The 17,869-nt window shown below is 71.3% G+C and carries 17 protein-coding genes; 6 read left to right on the top strand and 11 right to left on the bottom strand.

From position 1 onward, the window contains the following. The 4 genes from AC1DY2_RS03885 to AC1DY2_RS03900 all read left to right on the top strand — a co-directional run. On the top strand, positions 1-201 hold a 201-nt coding region (locus tag AC1DY2_RS03885), incomplete at its 5' end, for a Phenylacetic acid catabolic protein (protein WP_476761207.1). Positions 202-224: 23 nt separating this feature from the next. Beyond that, the gene (gene paaD / locus AC1DY2_RS03890; RefSeq protein WP_476761221.1) at positions 225-752 is read left to right on the top strand and encodes a 1,2-phenylacetyl-CoA epoxidase subunit PaaD; all 528 of its coding nucleotides are present in this window, start codon (positions 225-227) and stop codon (positions 750-752) included. Next, on the top strand, positions 752-1,963 hold the full coding sequence (gene paaE, locus AC1DY2_RS03895; protein WP_476761208.1) for a 1,2-phenylacetyl-CoA epoxidase subunit PaaE: 1,212 nt from the start codon (positions 752-754) through the stop codon (positions 1,961-1,963). The genes paaD and paaE overlap by 1 nt, the downstream gene beginning before the upstream one ends. 49 nt (positions 1,964-2,012) lie before the next feature. Next, the gene (locus AC1DY2_RS03900) at positions 2,013-2,798 is read left to right on the top strand and encodes an enoyl-CoA hydratase/isomerase family protein (RefSeq protein ID WP_476761209.1); all 786 of its coding nucleotides are present in this window, start codon (positions 2,013-2,015) and stop codon (positions 2,796-2,798) included. Between the two features lie 48 nt (positions 2,799-2,846). On the opposite strand, the gene AC1DY2_RS03905 is transcribed toward AC1DY2_RS03900, so the two are convergent. The 10 genes from AC1DY2_RS03905 to AC1DY2_RS03950 all read right to left on the bottom strand — a co-directional run bounded on the left by AC1DY2_RS03905 (position 2,847) and on the right by AC1DY2_RS03950 (position 14,688). Further along, on the bottom strand, positions 2,847-4,409 hold the full coding sequence (locus tag AC1DY2_RS03905; RefSeq protein ID WP_476761210.1) for a peptide ligase PGM1-related protein: 1,563 nt from the start codon (positions 4,407-4,409) through the stop codon (positions 2,847-2,849). After that, complete coding sequence (locus AC1DY2_RS03910; protein ID WP_476761211.1) at positions 4,406-5,542, bottom strand: adenylate/guanylate cyclase domain-containing protein; 1,137 nt, start codon at positions 5,540-5,542, stop codon at positions 4,406-4,408. Before AC1DY2_RS03910 ends, AC1DY2_RS03905 begins: the two co-directional genes overlap by 4 nt. Next, the gene (locus tag AC1DY2_RS03915) at positions 5,532-5,921 is read right to left on the bottom strand and encodes a response regulator (RefSeq protein WP_476761212.1); all 390 of its coding nucleotides are present in this window, start codon (positions 5,919-5,921) and stop codon (positions 5,532-5,534) included. The genes AC1DY2_RS03910 and AC1DY2_RS03915 overlap by 11 nt, the downstream gene beginning before the upstream one ends. Further along, positions 5,921-8,251, bottom strand: a complete 2,331-nt coding sequence (locus AC1DY2_RS03920; RefSeq protein ID WP_476761213.1) for a hybrid sensor histidine kinase/response regulator — start codon at positions 8,249-8,251, stop codon at positions 5,921-5,923. The genes AC1DY2_RS03915 and AC1DY2_RS03920 overlap by 1 nt, the downstream gene beginning before the upstream one ends. A gap of 91 nt (positions 8,252-8,342) precedes the next feature. After that, positions 8,343-8,705, bottom strand: coding sequence for a monovalent cation/H(+) antiporter subunit G (gene mnhG, locus AC1DY2_RS03925; protein ID WP_476761214.1), 363 nt, complete (start codon positions 8,703-8,705; stop codon positions 8,343-8,345). Continuing rightward, a complete protein-coding gene (locus AC1DY2_RS03930) occupies positions 8,702-8,974 on the bottom strand; it encodes an MrpF/PhaF family protein (RefSeq protein WP_309976597.1) in 273 nt (90 codons plus the stop codon). Before AC1DY2_RS03930 ends, mnhG begins: the two co-directional genes overlap by 4 nt. After that, positions 8,971-9,582, bottom strand: a complete 612-nt coding sequence (locus tag AC1DY2_RS03935) for a Na+/H+ antiporter subunit E (protein WP_476761215.1) — start codon at positions 9,580-9,582, stop codon at positions 8,971-8,973. Before AC1DY2_RS03935 ends, AC1DY2_RS03930 begins: the two co-directional genes overlap by 4 nt. Before the next feature lie 20 nt (positions 9,583-9,602). After that, positions 9,603-11,195, bottom strand: a complete 1,593-nt coding sequence (locus AC1DY2_RS03940) for a Na+/H+ antiporter subunit D (protein WP_476761216.1) — start codon at positions 11,193-11,195, stop codon at positions 9,603-9,605. Next, positions 11,192-11,653: an NADH-quinone oxidoreductase subunit K gene (locus AC1DY2_RS03945; RefSeq protein ID WP_476761217.1), complete on the bottom strand. Its 462-nt coding sequence runs from the start codon at positions 11,651-11,653 to the stop codon at positions 11,192-11,194. The genes AC1DY2_RS03940 and AC1DY2_RS03945 overlap by 4 nt, the downstream gene beginning before the upstream one ends. Next, the gene (locus tag AC1DY2_RS03950) at positions 11,650-14,688 is read right to left on the bottom strand and encodes a Na+/H+ antiporter subunit A (RefSeq protein WP_476761218.1); all 3,039 of its coding nucleotides are present in this window, start codon (positions 14,686-14,688) and stop codon (positions 11,650-11,652) included. Before AC1DY2_RS03950 ends, AC1DY2_RS03945 begins: the two co-directional genes overlap by 4 nt. A 160-nt stretch (positions 14,689-14,848) precedes the next feature. On the opposite strand from AC1DY2_RS03950, the gene AC1DY2_RS03955 reads away from it, so the two are divergent. Beyond that, positions 14,849-15,706: a sulfurtransferase gene (locus AC1DY2_RS03955; protein WP_476761219.1), complete on the top strand. Its 858-nt coding sequence runs from the start codon at positions 14,849-14,851 to the stop codon at positions 15,704-15,706. Position 15,707: 1 nt separating this feature from the next. Here AC1DY2_RS03955 and AC1DY2_RS03960 read toward each other — a convergent pair whose 3' ends face one another. Then, positions 15,708-16,574 (bottom strand): class I SAM-dependent methyltransferase, encoded by an 867-nt coding sequence (locus tag AC1DY2_RS03960; protein ID WP_476761220.1) that lies wholly within the window; start codon positions 16,572-16,574, stop codon positions 15,708-15,710. A gap of 108 nt (positions 16,575-16,682) precedes the next feature. On the opposite strand from AC1DY2_RS03960, the gene AC1DY2_RS03965 reads away from it, so the two are divergent. Further along, on the top strand, positions 16,683-17,645 hold the full coding sequence (locus tag AC1DY2_RS03965; protein ID WP_309976611.1) for an FKBP-type peptidyl-prolyl cis-trans isomerase: 963 nt from the start codon (positions 16,683-16,685) through the stop codon (positions 17,643-17,645). The last annotated feature ends 224 nt before the right edge of the window (positions 17,646-17,869 follow it).

Below are 17,869 nucleotides of genomic sequence, written 5' to 3' on the forward strand. Positions count from 1 at the left end.
GTGCTGCCCTCGACGTTGCGCCCCGGCTTCGACGCGGTGATCGACGCGGTGATGGCCGAGGCCGAGCTGGAGCGGCCCACGGGACGCACCGCGTTCGTGGCGTCCGGCGGTGGACGCCGTGGCAGCCATACCGAGCACCTCGGGCCGCTGCTCGCCGAGATGCAGGTGCTCGCCCGCCAGCACCCGGGGGCATCGTGGTGAGCGCGGCCGTCGCAGGTGGCGCCGTGCGCGAGGCATCCGTCGCCCGGCCCCTGCCCGACGACCCGGCCGCGCGTCGCGCGTGGGACGTCGCCGCGACCGTGACCGACCCCGAGATCCCGGTGCTCACCATCGAGGACCTCGGGGTGCTGCGCTCGGTCGAGGTCGGCGACGCCGGCGCCGTGCGCGTGCAGCTGACCCCCACGTACAGCGGATGCCCCGCCATGGAGGCCATGCGCGACGACGTGCTGCTCGCCCTCACGCATGCCGGCTACGCCGACGTGCGCGTCGAGCTCGTGCTGGCGCCCGCGTGGACCACCGACTGGATGAGCGAGGCGGGCAAGCAGAAGCTCCGCCGCTACGGCATCCAGGCGCCGCCCGGCAACGCGCCGGCCCGCGGGTCGGGCCCGGTGCGGCTGCAACTCGCGGTGAAGTGCCCGCGCTGCGATTCGCTGAACACGCGCGAGCTCGCCCGCTTCGGCTCGACGTCGTGCAAGGCGCTCTACGAGTGCCGCGACTGCCTCGAGCCGTTCGACTACTTCAAGGTGCTCTGATGGCCGCGCGCAACCTGGGGTCGACGACGACCCGCACCGACGCACGCGCGGTGGCCGGTTCTGCGGATGCCGCGGTCGCGTCGGCGTTCCTCGTGTCCACGGTCGGCGGCGAGCACGTCTCGAAGCGGCACCGCGCCCGCTTCCACACGCTCGAGGTCGCCGAGGTACGGCCGCTCACCGCCGACGCGGTGGAGGTCACCTTCGCCGTGCCCGACGAGCTCGCCGACGACTACACCTACCTGCCCGGCCAGTACGTCGCCCTGCGCGCCGAACTCGACGGACACGAGCGCCGCCGCAGCTACTCGATCTGCCGCCCGCCCGAGCGCGGCAGCCTCTCGGTCGCGATCAAGCGCGACCTCGGCGGTGTCTTCTCGACGTGGGCGAACTCCGAGCTGAAGGCCGGCGACACGCTCGACGTGATGAGCCCGCAGGGCACGTTCACCTCGACGCTCGACGCCCTCGACGGCAAGCACGTCGTCGGCATCGCGGCCGGCAGCGGCATCACGCCCCTCATGGCGCTCGCCCACACGGTGCTCTCGCGGTCGGCGACGTCGGAGTTCGAGCTCGTCTACACGAACCGGTCGACGCTCGACGTGATGTTCCTCGAGGAGCTGGCCGAGCTGAAGGACCGCTACCCGTCGCGCCTCGCGCTGCATCACGTGCTCTCGCGCGAGCAGCGCACGGCACCGCTGCTCTCGGGCCGCATCGACGCGCCGAAGCTCGAGCAGATGCTCGACGTGCTCATCCGTCCCGAGACGGTCGACGAGTGGTTCCTCTGCGGCCCGTTCGAACTCGTGCAGCTCGCCCGTGACACCCTCGCCGGCAAGGGCGTGCCGGTCGAGCACGTGCGCTACGAGCTCTTCACCACCGACGCCGACCGCGTCGAGCCGCGCCACGGCCGCCCCGTCGAGGTGCAGCAGGGCGAGCAGACCGTCGCGATCGAGTTCACGCTCGACGGCCAGTCGACGACCGTGGAGAGCCCGGTGTCCGCGAACGAGTCGATCCTCAACGCGGCGCTCCGCGTGCGGCCCGACGTGCCGTTCGCGTGCGCGGGCGGCGTGTGCGGCACCTGCCGCGCGAGGGTCGTCGAGGGCAGCGTGAACATGACCGAGAACTACGCGCTCGAGCCCGACGAGCTCGAGCGCGGCTACGTGCTCACCTGCCAGTCGCATCCGAAGTCCGACCGCGTCGTCGTCGACTACGACGTCTGACGCGGGTAACCTGCGAGCGGGTCGACGGCGACCCGCTGAACGGAGCCCAATGATCGAACTCACCGTGGCCGACGGCGTCGCCGAGGTCGTGCTGAACGCCCCCGAGAAGCTCAACGCGCTCGACGCGGCGGCGCTCGCCGAACTCTCGGACGCCTACGGCGAGGCCGAACGGCTGGCCGCAGCCGGCGACGTGCGCGCGCTCGTCCTGCGCGGCGAGGGCCGGGCGTTCTGCGCCGGCCGCGACATCTCGGGCGTCGACCCGCGCGACGACGACGTGCTGGGCTACCTCGGCGGCCGGGTGCAGCCGCTCCTCGAGCGCATGGCGTCGCTGCCGGTGCCCACGTTCGCCGTGGCGCACGGCGCCTGCCTCGGCGTCGGACTCGGACTGCTCATCGCGAGCGACATCGTCTACGTCGCCGACACGGCGAAGATCGGCTCGCCGTTCGCCAACCTCGGCGCGACCCTCGACTCGGGCGGCCACGCCCTCTTCGTGGAGCGCCTCGGCGCCCACAAGACCATGGACCTCATCGTCACCGGCCGGCTCATGTCGGGCACCGAGGCCGTGACCTGTGGACTGTTCTCCCAGGTGTTCCCGGCCGACGAGGTGACGGATGCCACCCGCGTGGCGGCCCGCGCCGCGGCATCCGGGGCCACCCAGGCGTTCATCGCCTCGAAGGCGCTGGTCGCCGCACTCCGCGACGACCGCCTCGGGCTCTGGCAGTCGATGGACCAGGAGAACCGGGCGCAGGCGGCGCTGTGCGACACGGCCGACTACCGCGAGGGGTTCGCGGCGTTCCAGCAGAAGCGCAGGCCGGCGTTCAACGGCCGCGGCTGAGCGGTCGCAGGCCGGCGCGATCTCGAATCGTCCATGCCCGCCCCCGGGCTACTCGGGCAGCGGGGCGAGCTCGCCGGCGGACGCCGCTTCCTCGAGCAGCACCCGCCGGGCGCGTTCGTAGAGCTCCATCGCCTGCTCGGCGGTGTCGGCGACTGCCGTCATGCCGACCCGGCCGTGCTCCGTGATCGCGCTGATCATGTGGAACACGATGCCGGCCTGCCTCGACTGGTCGTAGTGCAAGCCGCTCCTCGCGATGACGTCGAACAGGTCGCCCACCGAGAGCGCCTTGAGCTCATCGGCGTCCAGGTGGTCGGTCGCGACCAGGTGCTTCTCGACGCCCTCCGGGGTCAGGAAGCGCCCCGATTCGGCGTCGTACCGCCCGTCGGTCAGGAACTGCAGGGTCAGGAACGGATGCGTCGTGCCGCCCTTGCGCAGGTTGATCTCGATCGCGTGCGCCGTCCAGTCGCCCGCGGCATCCCGAACCACGACGAAGTCGACGGCGAAGCGCCCGAGCACGCCCTCGGCGGCCAGTCGCTCGCCGATGGCCATGGCCGGTTCGCTGATCAGCCGTGAGTACGCGGGGTCGGCGGGGAAGACGCAGCCGAGGTAGCTCTGCCCGGTGACACCCCCGAGCAGTTGGTCGTGCGTGGAGAGCAGCTCCACCGTGCCGCCGGGAAGGGCCCGCAGCTGCACGCTCGGGCTCAGGAGCTCCTCGCCGACGATGCGCTCCTCGACGATGCCGCCGTCGGCCTCGAGCGCTGACTCGTACACCTCGAACGGCGTGTCCGGCGCCTCCAGCTGCATCGCCCGCACGCGTTCCGCGATCGCCTCACGCCGCTCGGAGGTCGGCCGTTCTGCGACGCCACGAAGGTCGACCACGGCATTGCCCGAGCCCGAGACGCCCTCGTTGAGCTTCACGATGACCTCGCCCATGCCGGGCTTCACGACCAGAAGCTCGTCGAGCGCATCGACGACCTCGCCGATGCCGTGCAGGTCCTCCGCCCCAAGCGGATGGTTCACGCCGACCTCGGCGAAGAGCCTGCGGCAGCCGGTCTTGCTGCCGAGACCGGCCAGGCGCGGGTCGGCTCCGTACATCGGGATCCCGAGCGTCAGGGCGATGTCCCGTTCGAGCTCGGTCGTGTTGTACGGCACGAGGTGGCTGTGCGCGCGGTTGGGGATGAGCGCGGCGATCTTCGCCAGCAGCCTCGGGCGCTCCAGCACCTTGCGGCTGAGCGACCGCGGCGACGCGTCACCCACCGACAGCATGGTGAGCCGGGCGAGCGCGTGGCTCGGGATGACGCCCGGCAGCAGCGCCAGGTAGTACTCGATGATCCGCGGATCGACGGGCATCGAGGTCACGTAGACCATCCGGAGCCGGGGCTGGCGCAGCAGCAGGAGGAGGAAGAGGAACCGCTCCTCGAACGCCTGCGTCATGCTGCCGCTGCCCGCGACCGTGCGGCTCACCGGCACGGACGGGATGATCACGACCGACTCGTCGTCGACATCGAGGTTCATCGCCTCCCAGACCGACCGCATCCGTTGCTGCAGCCTCGAGAACCGGATGCCACGGGCCTCGTCGTCGAGATCGACAAGCGTCTCCGTCGCGCTCATGTCGCCACCTCGGCCTTCGTCTCGTCGATCCCGGTGACCGCGAAAGCCCGCACCGGCCGGCTGAAGCCCTTCAGGTCCAGTTCGCCCACCGGTTCGCCGGACGCCAGGCCCTCGGTGGCGGAGTGCACGCGAGGAGCCACGAGGATCTGCCAGGGTCCGGCCTCACCGCACAGGCGTGCGGCGAGGTTCGTCACGCTGCCGATGGCCGCATAGTCGAAGCGACCTTCGAAGCCGATGCGGCCGAGCGTGGCGAAGCCCTGGGCGATGCCGATGCCGAACCCGAGGTCGTGGCCCTGCCTGGTCCACCCCTCGGCGAGCTCGCCGACCCGGTCGCGCATCGCCACGGCCATCGTGACCGCCCGCCCGGCCGGGTCGTCGCAGGGCAGCGGATCGTTGAAGAACACCATCAGGCCGTCGCCCGTGAAGCGTTCCAGGGTTCCCTCGAAGCGGTAGATCAGCTCGCCGAGGGCCGTGTGGTACTCGGCGAGCACGCCCATGACCTCCTCCGGCTCGCTCGACTCGGCGAACCGGGTGAACCCGCGGAGATCGCAGAAGACGACCACGATCTCGCGACGGTGACTGCCGAGGAATCCCTCATCGCCCGAGTCGATCACGAGGTCGACCAGCTGGGGCGACAGGAAGCGTCGGAGTCGATTGACGCGCTGCAGCTCGGCCACCTGCGCGTCGACGCGGGCCGCGAGCTCGGTGTTCCATGCGGCGAGCTCGGCGGCCTGCCGCTCGATCGTGTCCTGGTATCGCTTGACCCGAGCGAGCGACGCGACGCGGGCGAGCAGCTCGCCCTGGTTCAGCGGCTTCGTCACGAAGTCGTCGGCGCCTGCCTCGATCGCCCGCACCTTCTCCTGGTCGCCGCTCGCCGTGATCATGATCACGGGGAGGAACTCGAACCCGGCCGTGCTGCGGATGCGGCGGCACACCTCGTAGCCGTCGATGCCTGGCATCACGATGTCGAGGAGGATGAGGTCGGCACCCGACGAGGGGAGCAGTGCGAGCGCCTCCTCCCCGGAGGTCGCCGTGACCATGCGGTACCCGCGCGGGCTCAGGATCGCGTCGAGGAGCCGGAGGTTCTGCGGCAGGTCGTCCACCGCGAGCAGGGTGATCTCGTCAATGGCCATCGCCGTGCCCGTTGTTCAGGAAGTCGTCCACCTGACCGGGGAGCGCCCGGACGCTGATCGGCTTGTCGAGGTAGCCGTCGAAGCCCTCTCGTGCCGTGCGCTCTCGGTCCTCGCGCATGGCGAAGGCCGTGACCGCGACAACCGGGACGTCGCCCAGGCGCGGGTCCTGCCGGAGCAGGTGGAGTGCCTCGTAGCCGTCGATCCCCGGGAGCTGCAGGTCCATCAGCACGAGATCGGGATCGCAGCTCGCCGCGAGGGCGACGCCCTCCTCGCCCGTCTGCGCCTCGACCACCTCGTACCCCGATGCGGTGAGCACGTCCCGGACGAGCTTCAGGTTGAGCGCGTTGTCCTCCACGACGAGGATGCGGCGGCCGGGCATCAGGGCGCCTCCTCCGGTCGGGCCGCGACGGGCGCGCTCGCCGCCGACAGCGATCCCGCGTGCACGGCACCCACCCGGCGCAGGGCCCCGACGAGCTCCTCCCGGCCGACGGGCTTCACCAGGTAGTCCGCGGCGCCGAGGGTCAGGCCGCGCGACCGCTCGTCGAGGATCGACACGATGATCACCGGCACCGCACTGGTGGCCTCGTCCTCGCGGACCCGGGTCAGCACCTGCCAGCCGTCGAGTCCCGGCATCCGGATGTCCAGCACCACCGCCGCGGGCCCGAGCGCGTGGATGAGCTCGAGCCCCTCCTCGCCGTCGCGCGCGTGCACGACCTGCACGCCGAGGCCGTCGAGGTACGCCGTCATCAGGTCGAGCGACGCGCGGTCGTCATCGATGACCACGACGACGGGCAGGTGCGTCGCATCGGCCGGCGCCGGCGGAGGCTCGGGCGCGGGGCCGCGCATCGGCACGGTGAACCCGAAGCTGCTGCCGACGCCGATTTCCGACTCCAGCCACATCCGTCCCCCCAGCAGCGAGACGATGCGCCGGCAGAGCGTGAGCCCGAGGCCGGTGCCCTCCTCGTGCTGTGCTCCCCGGCGGCCCTGCTGGAACGACTCGAAGATGCGTTCCCGGTCCTCGGCCGGGATGCCGGCGCCGTCGTCCGTCACCGTGACCGCCAGGTCCTCGTCGACGCGCCGGGCGGCCACGGCGATATGCCCTCCGTCGCCGGTGAACTTCACGGCGTTGCTCAGCAGGTTGAGCAGCACCTGTTTCAGCCTGAGCTCGTCGGAGACGATCCCGTCGATGGTCGGATCGACCTCGAGCGTGATCGTGATGCCATGCAGCGCGGCCCGCTCGCGCACCATGGAGATGCCGTACTCGAGGACCGCCCGCACCGAGAACGTCGAGTTGGCGAGTTCCATCCGGCCCGCCTCCACCTTCGAGAGGTCCAGGATGTCGTTGAGCAGCTGGAGGAGGTGCCGCCCGGAGCTGAGGATGTCGTGGAGGTACTCGTCCTGCCGCTCGTTGAGCTCGCCGAACATCCGCTCCAGGAGCACCTCGGAGAAGCCGATCACGGCGTTCAGCGGCGTGCGGAGCTCGTGCGACATGCTCGCGAGGAACTCGGACTTGTGCTGGCTCACCACCTCGAGCTCGGCCGTCTTCGTCTCGAGCTCGCGGAACAGCCGTGCGTTCCACACGGCGAGTGCGGACTGGCTCGCGAACGTCTCGAGGAATTCGACGGTCTCGTGCGAGAAGCCGCCGGGGGTCTTGCGGCGCACGACGAGCGCACCGATGATCCGGTCGCCCCGCAGCACCGGCACGGCGAGCACCGACCGCCAGCCGTCGCCGTGCAGCAGCTCCAGGTGCGGGTCGAGTTCGACCGTGTCGAGGTCGGCGACGGCCAGCGGATGCCCCTCGAGTGCCGCGCGGCCGACGAGGGTCGTGTCGAGATCCACCCGGATGCCGCGCAGCCGGTCGAGGAGTGCGGCGCTGGTCGCGTAGGCGCTTCGCACCGAGAAGCTGCGGTCCCCCTCGACGTACTCCATGATCGAGCCGCCGTCGCAGCCCGAGAAGCGCACGGCGTTCATGATGATGTTCGACAGCACCTCGTCGAGCACGAGGCTCGAGCTCACCACGCCGCCGACCTCGCTGAGCGCCTCGAGCTGCGCGACCCGACGCGCGAGCTCCCGCCCGCGCTCCTCGAGTGCGCGGACGAGGTGCACGTTGCGCACCACGACCGCGGCCTGGGCGGCGAACGCCTCGAGCAGGGCCATGGCGCGTTCGTCGAAGGGGTCGACGTGGGTGCGGAAGAGCGAGAGCGCGCCGACCACGTCGTCGTCCAGCAGCATCGGCGCTGAGATGAGCGTGCGGAACCTGCCGATCTCCTGGAGGTCCAGGCGCCCGTACTCGGGGTCGACGAGCACGTCGGCCACCTGGCTCATCGTGCGATCCTCGGTCACCCGGCCCACGAGCGTGCGCCGGTCCAGCTTCATGGGGTTCGCCTCGATGTAGCTCACGAACTCGCTCGTGAGTCCGACCGAGGAGGAGAGTACGAAATGGTCGTCCTCGATGAGGTAGATCGCGGCGGCGGCGCTTCGGCACAACCGCCGTGCGCTCTCGACCACGGTGTCGAGCACCGCATCGGGGTCCGCCGAGGATCGGCCGAGTGCGGTGAGGACCTCGTTCATCGCGGCGAACTGCTCGGTGGCGTCGCTGTAGTCCCGCTGGAGGCTCTGGAACGCCTCCGGGCTGATCGGGTGTGCTCGCTCGCTGATGGCGGCCTCCCTTTGAGACCTTCGCGCGACCGCGATGTCAGCCCACATCATCCTCGCGGCGTGCGCCGCCCGCAACGGTCAGGGGACGCACGCCGCCGAGACCGCGGTCGGCCCTGGACGGGCGCAGCATGCCGGGGCCGGCTCAGCGAGCCGCGCCCTCCTCCTGGTCGTGCTCCTCGATGTCGTGTCCGAGGTCGTCCTCGATGAGCAGGTCGAAGCGCACGTGGTCGCTGCGGTAGGCCGACCGTCCGAGCATGTGCGCCGTCATCGGTTGGGTGAGCAACTGGAACGTCATCACGAGCACGGCCGTGGTGAGCACGCCCCACGTCGGCACCTGCAGCACGATCGCGACGAGCACTGCGGCGAGGCCGAGCACCTGCGGCTTGGTCGCGGCGTGCAGCCGGGTCAGCACGTCGGGGAACCGCACGATGCCGATGCCCGCGGCCATCGACAGGAAACCGCTGACCAGGATCAGCAGCCCGACCGCGATCTCGGCGGCGCTCACGAGGCGTCCTGCTTCGCCATGAACCGGGCGATCGAGATCGAACCGACGACCGCGAACATCGCCAGCACGAGCATGACCACGAGCGTGTCGGTGTGCTTGTTGACCGCCATCTCGGCGCCGAGCGCGCAGATCGCGATGGCGAGCAGCACGTCGGTGGCCAGTGCGCGGTCGAGGATCGAGGGCCCGCGGATGATCCGGTAGACCGCGGCGAGGGCGCCGATGCCGAACATGATGCCGGCGGCGACGCTGACGACGGTGAGGAAGGTCATCGTGATTCCTCCTTCTGGGATGCGGTGCCGGGCGCTGATGCGGTGCGCTGCCCCGATGCTGCCCGGCGGTCGCGTCGCGCCTCGCGAACGGATGCCGCCTGCGCTCGCGTGCCGATGGCGAGCACGATCCGCTCCTCGGTGCCGAGGACCTCGCGGCGCACCCGGTCGATGTCGGCGTGGGTGCGCGTGTCGAGGGCATGCAGGTAGAGCAGCCCGCGCTCCCGGTCGATGTCGACGACGACCGTGCCGGGGACCACCGAGATCGCCTCGGCGGTGAGCGTCGTCACGAGGTCGGAGCGCGTCAGCAGCTGCACCGCGATGATCGAGCTGATCGGCTGCCAGCGCGGGTTCACGGCGAGGAACGCCACCTGCAGCGAGGCGACGACGACGTCGAACATCATCCGCAGGCCGAGCAGCAGCCCCCGCCACGGGTTGAACCGCCCGCTGAGCAGCACCGGCGGCAGGTAGAGCACGCGCGTGACGCCGATCGCGAGGAGGAGGCCCGTGACGATCGTGAGCGCATCGATGTGGTCCCACAGGAACAGCCACAGCGCCACGAGGCCGACGAGCAGGGGAAGCTGCCGCCACACCGAGCCCCAGCGTGACACGGGCGTCTGGTGCCGCGGGCTCATCGGATGCCTCCCGGGAACACGAGCGACACGTACACGTCGGGGTCGATGAGGTTCGCCGCCGCCCGATCGGTGAACTCGAARATGGGTCCGGCGAACACGGTGAGCAGCAGGGTCACCACGACGAGCGCGGTCGTCGCCGCGACCATGAGCACGGGCGTCGTGCGGGTCGCGGTGACGGTCGCCCCCTCGGGCGCCTCCTGCACCGACCCGAGCAGCACCGATTCATAGCCCTCGAGCTCGTCGCGTCCGCGCCAGAATGCCATGTTCCAGAAGCGCGTGAGGGCGTAGAGGGTGATGAGCGAGGTGATCGCGCCGGCGGCGATCACCGCCCAGACGAGCCAGGCCGGCCCCGCGGCATCCGTCGCATTCGCATCGTCGGCGCCCGCCAGGAACAGGCCGACCTTGCCGAGGAAGCCCGAGAACGGCGGGATGCCGCCGAGGTTCAGGGCCGGGATGAAGAACAGGATGGCGAGGTACGGCGACGCCTTCAGCAGCCCCGCGAGCCGGTTGATGGATGTGGCGCCGCCGAACCGCTCGATGAGCCCCGTCGTGAGGAACAGCGTCGTCTGCACGGTGATGTGGTGCACCACGTAGTAGATGGTCGACGAGTAGCCGAGCTGGGTGCCCACGCCGATGCCGAAGATCATGTAGCCGATGTGGCTCACGAGGGTGAACGAGAGCAGGCGCTTCACGTCGGCCTGGGTGAGCGCGCCGAGGATGCCGATGAGCATCGTGAGCCCCCCGACCACCAGCAGCAGAACCGTCAGGTCGTTGTCGGCGAAGATGACCGTCTCGGTGCGGATGATCGCGTACACGCCCACCTTCGTGAGCAGGCCGGCGAACACGGCGGTGACCGGAGCCGGAGCGGTCGGATACGAGTCGGGCAGCCAGAACGACAGCGGGAAGATGGCCGCCTTGATGCCGAACGCGATGAGCAGCAGCAGGTGCAGGATGAGCTGCACGTTCTCGGGCAGCTCTGCGATGCGCACCGAGAGCTGGGCCATGTTCGCGGTGCCGGTCGCGCCGTAGATCAGGGCGATCGCGCTGAGGAAGAACAGCGACGAGACGAGGCTCACGATGATGTACGTGACGCCGGCGCGGATGCGCTCCCCCGTGCCGCCCAGCGTGAGCAGCACGTAGCTGGCCGACAGGAGAATCTCGAACGCCACGTAGAGGTTGAACAGGTCGCCGGCGACGAACGCGTCGAACACGCCGGCCGACAGGATCAGGTAGCTGGGGTGGAAGATTGACACCGGGGTCTCGCGATGCCGGTCGGCGACGCCCTGCCCGACGGCGTACACGAGCACCACGAGCAGCACGATGGCCGAGATGAGCAGCATGATCGCTGAGAGCCGGTCGACGACGAGCACGATGCCGAACGGCGGTTCCCAGCCGCCGATCGCCACCACGGTGGGTTCGCCGGCGTCGACGGCCACGAGCAGCAGCGCCGCGATCACCGCGACGCTCGCGAGCACCGTGGCGCTCACCGCCATCTGCGCGCGCCGGTGGCGTCCGAGGATGAGCGCCGTCGCGGCGCCGAGCAGCGGCAGCAGCACGACGAGCGGAACGAGCACGCCGGTCGCGGTCATCGGGGCACCTCCTCGGGCTCCTCGTCGCTGGCGTCGATGAGGTCCTGGATCGCGCGGTCGTCGGCGGCCGACGACCTGATGAGGTCGGCGGCCTGCTCGGCGTCCTCGATGTCCTCCGAGACGTCGTCGACGAGATCACCCTTCTCCCCGAGTCGGGCGAGCCACCACGACCGGTAGATGAGCGCGAGCATGAACGCGGTGATGCCGAGGTTGATGACGATGGCCGTGAGCACGAACGCCTGTGGCAGCGGGTCGGAGATCTCGTCGGGATCGACCCCCTCGCCGAGGATCGGCGCGAGGCCCGGGGCGCCGCTCATCAGGAAGATGAGGATGTTCACGGCGTTGCCGACGAGCAGGAAGCCGATGAGCACCCGCGTGAGGCTGCGCTCGAGCATGATCGAGATGCCGGCGCCGAACAGCACGGCCATGAGCACGACGAGGGTGAGCGATGCGGTCATCGGGCCAGCTCCTCGGCGAGCTCGGGACCCTCGCCCTGCTCGACGGCGTCGATGCCGGATGCCGCGTCGCGGCCGCCCGAGTCCAGGTCGCCGCCCTCCTCGCCCTCGTCGCCCGCGGCTTCCTCCTGACGGTCGACCTCGCCGCCGAGCGAGCGGAGGATGTCGAGCACGAGCCCGACGACCACGAGGTAGACCCCGATGTCGAAGAGCGTGGAGGTGCCGATGGAGAGGGTGCCGAGCACCGGCACCTCGGCCTCGAACCACGCCGACTCGAGCGGGATGCCGCCGAAGAACAGCGACGCCGTCGCGGTGCCGGCCGCGAGCAGCAGGCCCGTGCCGAGCAGCCGGCCGGCGTCGACCGGGGCCGCCTCGCCGAGCTCGTACCGCCCACCGGCGAGGTAGCGCGCGACGAGCGCGAGGCCGGCGAGCAGGCCGCCGGCGAAGCCGCCGCCCGGTGCGTTGTGGCCGACGAAGAGGAGGTAGACCGACACGATGATCGCCGGGTGGAAGAGCAGGCGCACGAGCACCTCGATGAGGATCGAGCGGTTGCGCGGCGAGAGGGTGCGCCCCGCGAGGAGCCACGTCTGCCGGGTCGAGGCCGCGTCGGCTGCGGCATCCGTCTCGCCGTCGGTGTCGGCGAGGCTCGTGCGGGGCGCGCGGATGCTCGAGGCGGGCTCGGGGACGGGCTGCAGGCGCTCGCGGCGGTTCACGGGCGCCACGTCGTCGTCGAGGTCGTCGAGGCGCGGCGCTCCGCCCGTGCGGCCCGACACGAAGATGAGGCTCGCGACGCCGGTGGCCACCGCGACGAGCACCGAGATCTCGCCGAGCGTGTCCCAGGCCCGGATGTCGACGAGCATGACGTTCACGATGTTCTTGCCGTGCGCCTCGAGGGCGAGGGCCGGCAGGCCGCCGGCGATCGTGGGCTGGATGCGCGCGCCGAGTGCGATGAGTCCGACGATGCCCATCACGATGCCCGCGAGCGCGCCGATGATGCCGCGCGCCAGCTTGTGCACGGGCGGGTTGCGCTGGGCGACCTGCTTCGGCAGCCGGCGCAGCACGAGCACGAAGACCACGACGACGATGGTCTCGACCAAGGCCTGCGTGAGCGCGAGGTCTGGCGCGCCGGCCATGCCGAACAGCAGCACGAGCCCGTAGCCCGTGACGCTGACGAGCAGCACCACGGTCATGCGCTGGCGCACGGTGGCCGCGGCGACGGCGGCGATCGCCATCACGAAGGCGAGGAACGGCTGCGACGGGTAGTCCCAGGGCCGCAGCTCGTCGGGCCACGTGGTGTTCATGATCGACGCGGCGCCGAGGCCGCCGATGAACACCGTGATGATGATCGCGAGGTAGCCGGGCAGCCCGCGGTGCTGGATGGCGGTCGTGACGGATGCCGCGACCCGGTCGACGACCGACACGATGCCGAGGTAGCCCCGGGCCGAGTCGACCACGGGGGAGACCGCCGCCTGCAGGCGTGCGACCCGACGGCGCTCCCACACGAGCAGGCCGCCGAGCGCGAAGACCACCAGCGAGAGGTACAGCGCCGGCTCGAGGCCGTGCCAGAGTGCGAGGTGGTAGGCCTCGGAGCCCGGCAGCTCGTCGGCGTAGGCGGTGAGCAGCGGTTCGATGAACCCGATCGCGAACGCGAACACGATACTCGCGGCCGAGAGGATGCCCGGCGCGATGCCGATCGCCCGGCTCGGTGCGTGCAGCGGCGTGGGGTCGAGGCCCTCGCGGGTGAAGAACGCGCCCCACACGAACCGCACCGAGTAGGCCACGGTGAGCACCGAGCCGAGGAASGCGCCCACGAGGGCGATCCACGCCCACGGCTCGGAGGCGGCGACGGCCTCGAGGAACGCCGTGAACACGGCCTCCTTCGCGACGAAGCCGAGCAGTGGCGGGAGGCCCGCCATGGAGGCGGCGGCGACGATCGCGATGGTCGCGATCACCGGCATCCGTCGCCCGAGCGCTGAGAGCTTGCGCCAGTCGCGGGTGCCGGCCGAGTGGTCGACGATGCCCACCACGAGGAAGAGCGAGGCTTTGAACAGCGCGTGCGCGAGCAGCAGCGCGACGCCCGCGAGCGCGGCGTCGCGGGTGCCGAACCCGGTCACGAGCACGAGGAAGCCGAGCTGGCTGACGGTGCCGTAGGCGAGCAGCAGCTTCAGGTCGTACTGACGCAGGGCGCGCCATCCGCCCACCAGCATCGTGAGCACGCCGAGCACGATGACGATCGGATGCCACACCTCGAGGTCGGCGTAGCCGGGGGCCAGTCGCGCGACGAGGTAGACGCCCGCCTTCACCATGGCGGCGGCGTGGAGGTAGGCCGACACGGGCGTGGGCGCGGCCATCGCGGCGGGCAGCCAGAAGTGGAAGGGCACCAGCGCGCTCTTCGAGATCGCTCCGACGAGCACGAGCGCGATCGCCCATTCCCCGGCCGTGCCCGTGACGGGATGCGCGACGAGCTCGGACAGCGAGCTCGTCCCTGCGGCGGCCACGAGCACGACGAGCCCCACGAGCATGGCGAGGCCGCCGAACGTGGTCACGGTGAGCGCCTGCAGCGCCGCGCCGCGGCTCTCCTTGCGGCCGGTGTAGTGCCCGATCAGGAGGTACGAGAGCACGCTCGTCGCCTCCCAGAAGATGAAGAGGAGGAACACGTCGTCGGCGGTGACGAGGCCGAGCATCACGCCCGCGAAGGCGAGCAGCAGCGATGCGAACCGCCCGAGCGCGGGCTCGTCGTCGGCGAAGTAGTGCGTGCAGTAGAGGAGCACCAGTGCCCCGACGCCGGTGACGATGAGCGCGAGCAGCAGTGCGAGCGCGTCGAGTCGGAACGAGAGGGCCAGGTCGAGCTGTGGCACCCAGGGCACGAACTCGACCACCGGGTCGCCCGCGAGCACGCCCGGGAGCCAGGTGAGCAGCAGCACGAACACGGCGGCCGGCACCAGCGCGATGACCGCGAAGACCCGGCGCCCGAGCAGCCTCGCGGCGAGCGGCGTCAGCAACGCGACGGCCGCGAACGCAGCGAGGCAGGCGATCATCCACACTCCTCGCGCTCGCACCGTTCCGTCCTGCAAGTCTACCGAGCGGGTTCCGCGACGCCCGGGGCGAGTCGTATGCCGAGAGCGGAATCGAGAGGGTTGACGGATGCCGCGAGCGGGACATAGCGGACGGGGGTCGTGACCCGGGCAGGATGGAGGCATGCCGATCCTCATCTCCGCCGACGAGCTCGCCCACCGTCTCGAGGAGGAGCGCGACGGGCACTCCGCCTCCCGCACCGTGGTGCTCGACGTGCGGTGGAGCCTCGCGGTGCCCGACGGGCGCCCGGCGTTCCGCGCCGCGCATGTGCCCGGCGCCGTCTACGTCGACCTCGACCACGAGCTCGCCGACCACGACGCGATCGGGGAGGGGCGGCATCCGCTGCCGTCGGAGGACTCGTTCACCGCGGCGATGCGGCGCTGGGGCCTCCACGACGGCGACACCGCCGTGGTCATGGACGACCTCGGCAACCAGTCGGCCGCCCGCGCCTGGTGGTTGCTGCGGCACGCGGGCTTCGCCGACGTGCGGATGCTCGACGGCGGCCTCGCCGCCTGGGTCGCCGCGGGGCATCCGCTCGCCACCGGTGACGACGTGCCCGAACGCGGCGACGCCACCGCGCACTTCGGCGCGATGCCGGTGATCGACGCCGACGGCGCCGCGGAGTTCCCCGCGCACGGCGTGCTGCTCGACGCCCGGGCTGCCGAGCGCTACCGCGGCGAGGTCGAGCCGATCGATCCGCGGGCCGGCCACGTCCCCGGCGCGCGGTCGCTGCCGACCGCCGGCAACCTCGACGCCGACGGGCGGTTCCTGCCGCCCGAGCTGCTGCGCGCACGCTTCGCCGAGGTCGGGATCACGGCCGGCACCCCCGCCGCGGCCTACTGCGGCTCGGGCGTCACCGCCGCGCACGAGGTCGCGGCGCTCGCGCTGGCCGGCATCGACGCCGCGCTCTACGCCGGCTCGTGGAGCCAGTGGTCGAACCAGGACGAGCGGCCCGTCGCGACCGGCCCCGAACCCGGCTGAGTCACTCGGGGCGGTGACCCACCGCGATCAACGTCGCCAGGTCGACACGCTGCACGTCGTGCTCGACGATGCCCGCGAGGAACCGCTCGCGCACGTCTGCCTGCGCCGCCTCGTCGAGGCCGGAGAGCATGGCGCGCATGCCGGTGCCCTGCACGAGCCTCCACGCCAAGTCGGGCGTGAGGTCGACGTGGCGCTGCACCGCGTCGGCGCGGACCCCGACGAGCCCGAGCTCGGTGAGCCAGTGCGCGAGGGTGCCCGCGGTGTCGGGGATCGCGGTGGCGTGGTCGTCGGTGTCGTGGTCGCCGGGGTCGCCGCCGTCGGTGGGGTCGTCCGTTTCGTCGTCGTGATCGCCCGCGTCGGCGCCATTCTCCGCGGGCAGCGCAGCCGCGAGCAGCTCCGGCAGCGGCTCGAGCGCGCCCTTCGCCCACGCGGTGATCGCGACCCGTCCGCCAGGACGTGCCCGGTCGATCAGGTGCCGGGTGCCCGCGTCGAGGTCGGCGAACCGTTCCAGGCCCAGCACGCACTGCACGAGGTCGTAGCCCGTCGGCTCCCACGCGGTGACGTCGTCGACGTGCAACCGCAGCTGCGGCATCCGCTCGCCCGCGCGTTGGCGAGCCAGCGCGACGCGCGACTCGTCGAGATCGACGGCGTCGACGAGGCCGCCGATGCCGACGAGCTCCCCGGTGGGCAGGGCCGACGCCCCGTCGCCGCACCACGCATCGAGCACGCGTTCATCGAAGCGTGGATGCGAGCGCGAGACCGCCGCGGTCGAGATCGGATCCCAGAGCACCCCATCGAGTTCCGCCGACGAGTCCGCCGCATCGGCGGACTCCTCAGCGAAATCGGGTACGGTCGTCGTGTCCCCCATCTGCCCATTGTCGCCCTGATCTGGTGCAAATCGCAGATTCAGGCAATCGAGATGTGGAACGGGCAGACTTGGACCTTCGTGTTCCCAAATCGAAACGAGCATCTTCACATGAACCGTGCCCTGCGCCGCGCCGCGCCCGTCGCGCTGGTCTCCGCCGCCGCCCTGCTCCTCGCGGGCTGTGCAGGCAGCACCAGCCCCGAAGCCTCCAAGACGCCGACCGCCGAGGCGGCCGAATGCATGGACCTGTCGTCGGGCGACCTCAGCGACGGCGTGACGGTCGAGGGTGACTTCGGCACCTCGCCGACCGCCACCTTCACCACGCCGCTCGAGGCCGACGAGCTCGAGCGCACCGTCGTCATCGAGGGCGATGGCGAGACCACGAAGGCGGGCGACGACGTCAACGCCATCGTGAGCGCCTACTCGGGCACCTCGGGCGAGCAGGTCTTCTCGCAGCCCGCCACGATCACCGCCGGCGACGACACCGTGTTCGAGGCGTTCCTCGCGGGCATCGACTGCGTGCCGACCGGCTCGCGCACCGTGACCATCGCCCCCGCCTCGACGCTCTACGGCGACCAGGGCAACGAGACCATCGGCGTCGCGCCCGGCGAGACCCTCGTCATCGTGGTCGACGTGCAGGAGCCGCTGAAGCCGGCCGAGTGGACCGAGAACGTGCCCGACGTGAAGTTCGGCGCCGAGGGCGAGGCGCCCACGGTGACCCTGCCCGACACCGCGCCGCCCGCCGAGTACCAGCTGAAGGTGCTCGAGGAGGGCGACGGCGACGTCGTGCAGTCGGGCGACAACGTGACCCTGCACTACCAAGGCACCAGCTGGGACACCAAGCAGGTCTTCGACCAGAGCTACGGCGGCGACCCCGCCCAGTTCTCCACCGACCAGGTCATCCAGGGCTTCGGCGCCGCGCTGGTCGGGCAGAAGGTCGGCACCAAGCTGATCGTCACCATCCCGCCGCAGTACGCGTACGGCACGGATTCCTCGGGCGGCGAGCTGGCCGGCCAGACGCTGGTCTTCCTCGTGGAGATCCAGGACACCGCGCCGGCGACCGACGCGAAGTAGCCGAACGACGTGAGGGCCCGGGCGAGTGATCGCCCGGGCCCTCGTCGTCGTCGCCGGTGCTCGCCACCCCGTCGGCGCCGTGCTCTTCGCCGAGATGGAGGAACGACCAGCCGACACGCCGGCTCGGGCGTCCCGACACACCGCCCGGCGCCCTGTTCTTCCTTCATTTCGGCGACGCGGATGCCGCAGCAGCGCCGCGCGCAGGCGTGGGGGCGCGGTGGCGC

This window comes from Agromyces sp. P1_H4 (assembly GCF_056405255.1).

What these genes read in the sequence shown, in the direction of transcription:
- paaE (WP_476761208.1), top strand. Translation starts at nt 752, where the DNA reads ATGGCCGCGCGCAACCTGGGGTCGACGACGACCCGCACCGACGCACGC.
- AC1DY2_RS03900 (WP_476761209.1), top strand. Translation starts at nt 2,013, where the DNA reads ATGATCGAACTCACCGTGGCCGACGGCGTCGCCGAGGTCGTGCTGAAC.
- AC1DY2_RS03905 (WP_476761210.1), bottom strand. Translation starts at nt 4,409, where the DNA reads ATGAGCGCGACGGAGACGCTTGTCGATCTCGACGACGAGGCCCGTGGC.
- AC1DY2_RS03910 (WP_476761211.1), bottom strand. Translation starts at nt 5,542, where the DNA reads ATGGCCATTGACGAGATCACCCTGCTCGCGGTGGACGACCTGCCGCAG.
- AC1DY2_RS03915 (WP_476761212.1), bottom strand. Translation starts at nt 5,921, where the DNA reads ATGCCCGGCCGCCGCATCCTCGTCGTGGAGGACAACGCGCTCAACCTG.
- AC1DY2_RS03920 (WP_476761213.1), bottom strand. Translation starts at nt 8,251, where the DNA reads ATGATGTGGGCTGACATCGCGGTCGCGCGAAGGTCTCAAAGGGAGGCC.
- AC1DY2_RS03930 (WP_309976597.1), bottom strand. Translation starts at nt 8,974, where the DNA reads ATGACCTTCCTCACCGTCGTCAGCGTCGCCGCCGGCATCATGTTCGGC.
- AC1DY2_RS03945 (WP_476761217.1), bottom strand. Translation starts at nt 11,653, where the DNA reads ATGACCGCATCGCTCACCCTCGTCGTGCTCATGGCCGTGCTGTTCGGC.
- AC1DY2_RS03955 (WP_476761219.1), top strand. Translation starts at nt 14,849, where the DNA reads ATGCCGATCCTCATCTCCGCCGACGAGCTCGCCCACCGTCTCGAGGAG.
- AC1DY2_RS03960 (WP_476761220.1), bottom strand. Translation starts at nt 16,574, where the DNA reads ATGGGGGACACGACGACCGTACCCGATTTCGCTGAGGAGTCCGCCGAT.
- AC1DY2_RS03965 (WP_309976611.1), top strand. Translation starts at nt 16,683, where the DNA reads ATGAACCGTGCCCTGCGCCGCGCCGCGCCCGTCGCGCTGGTCTCCGCC.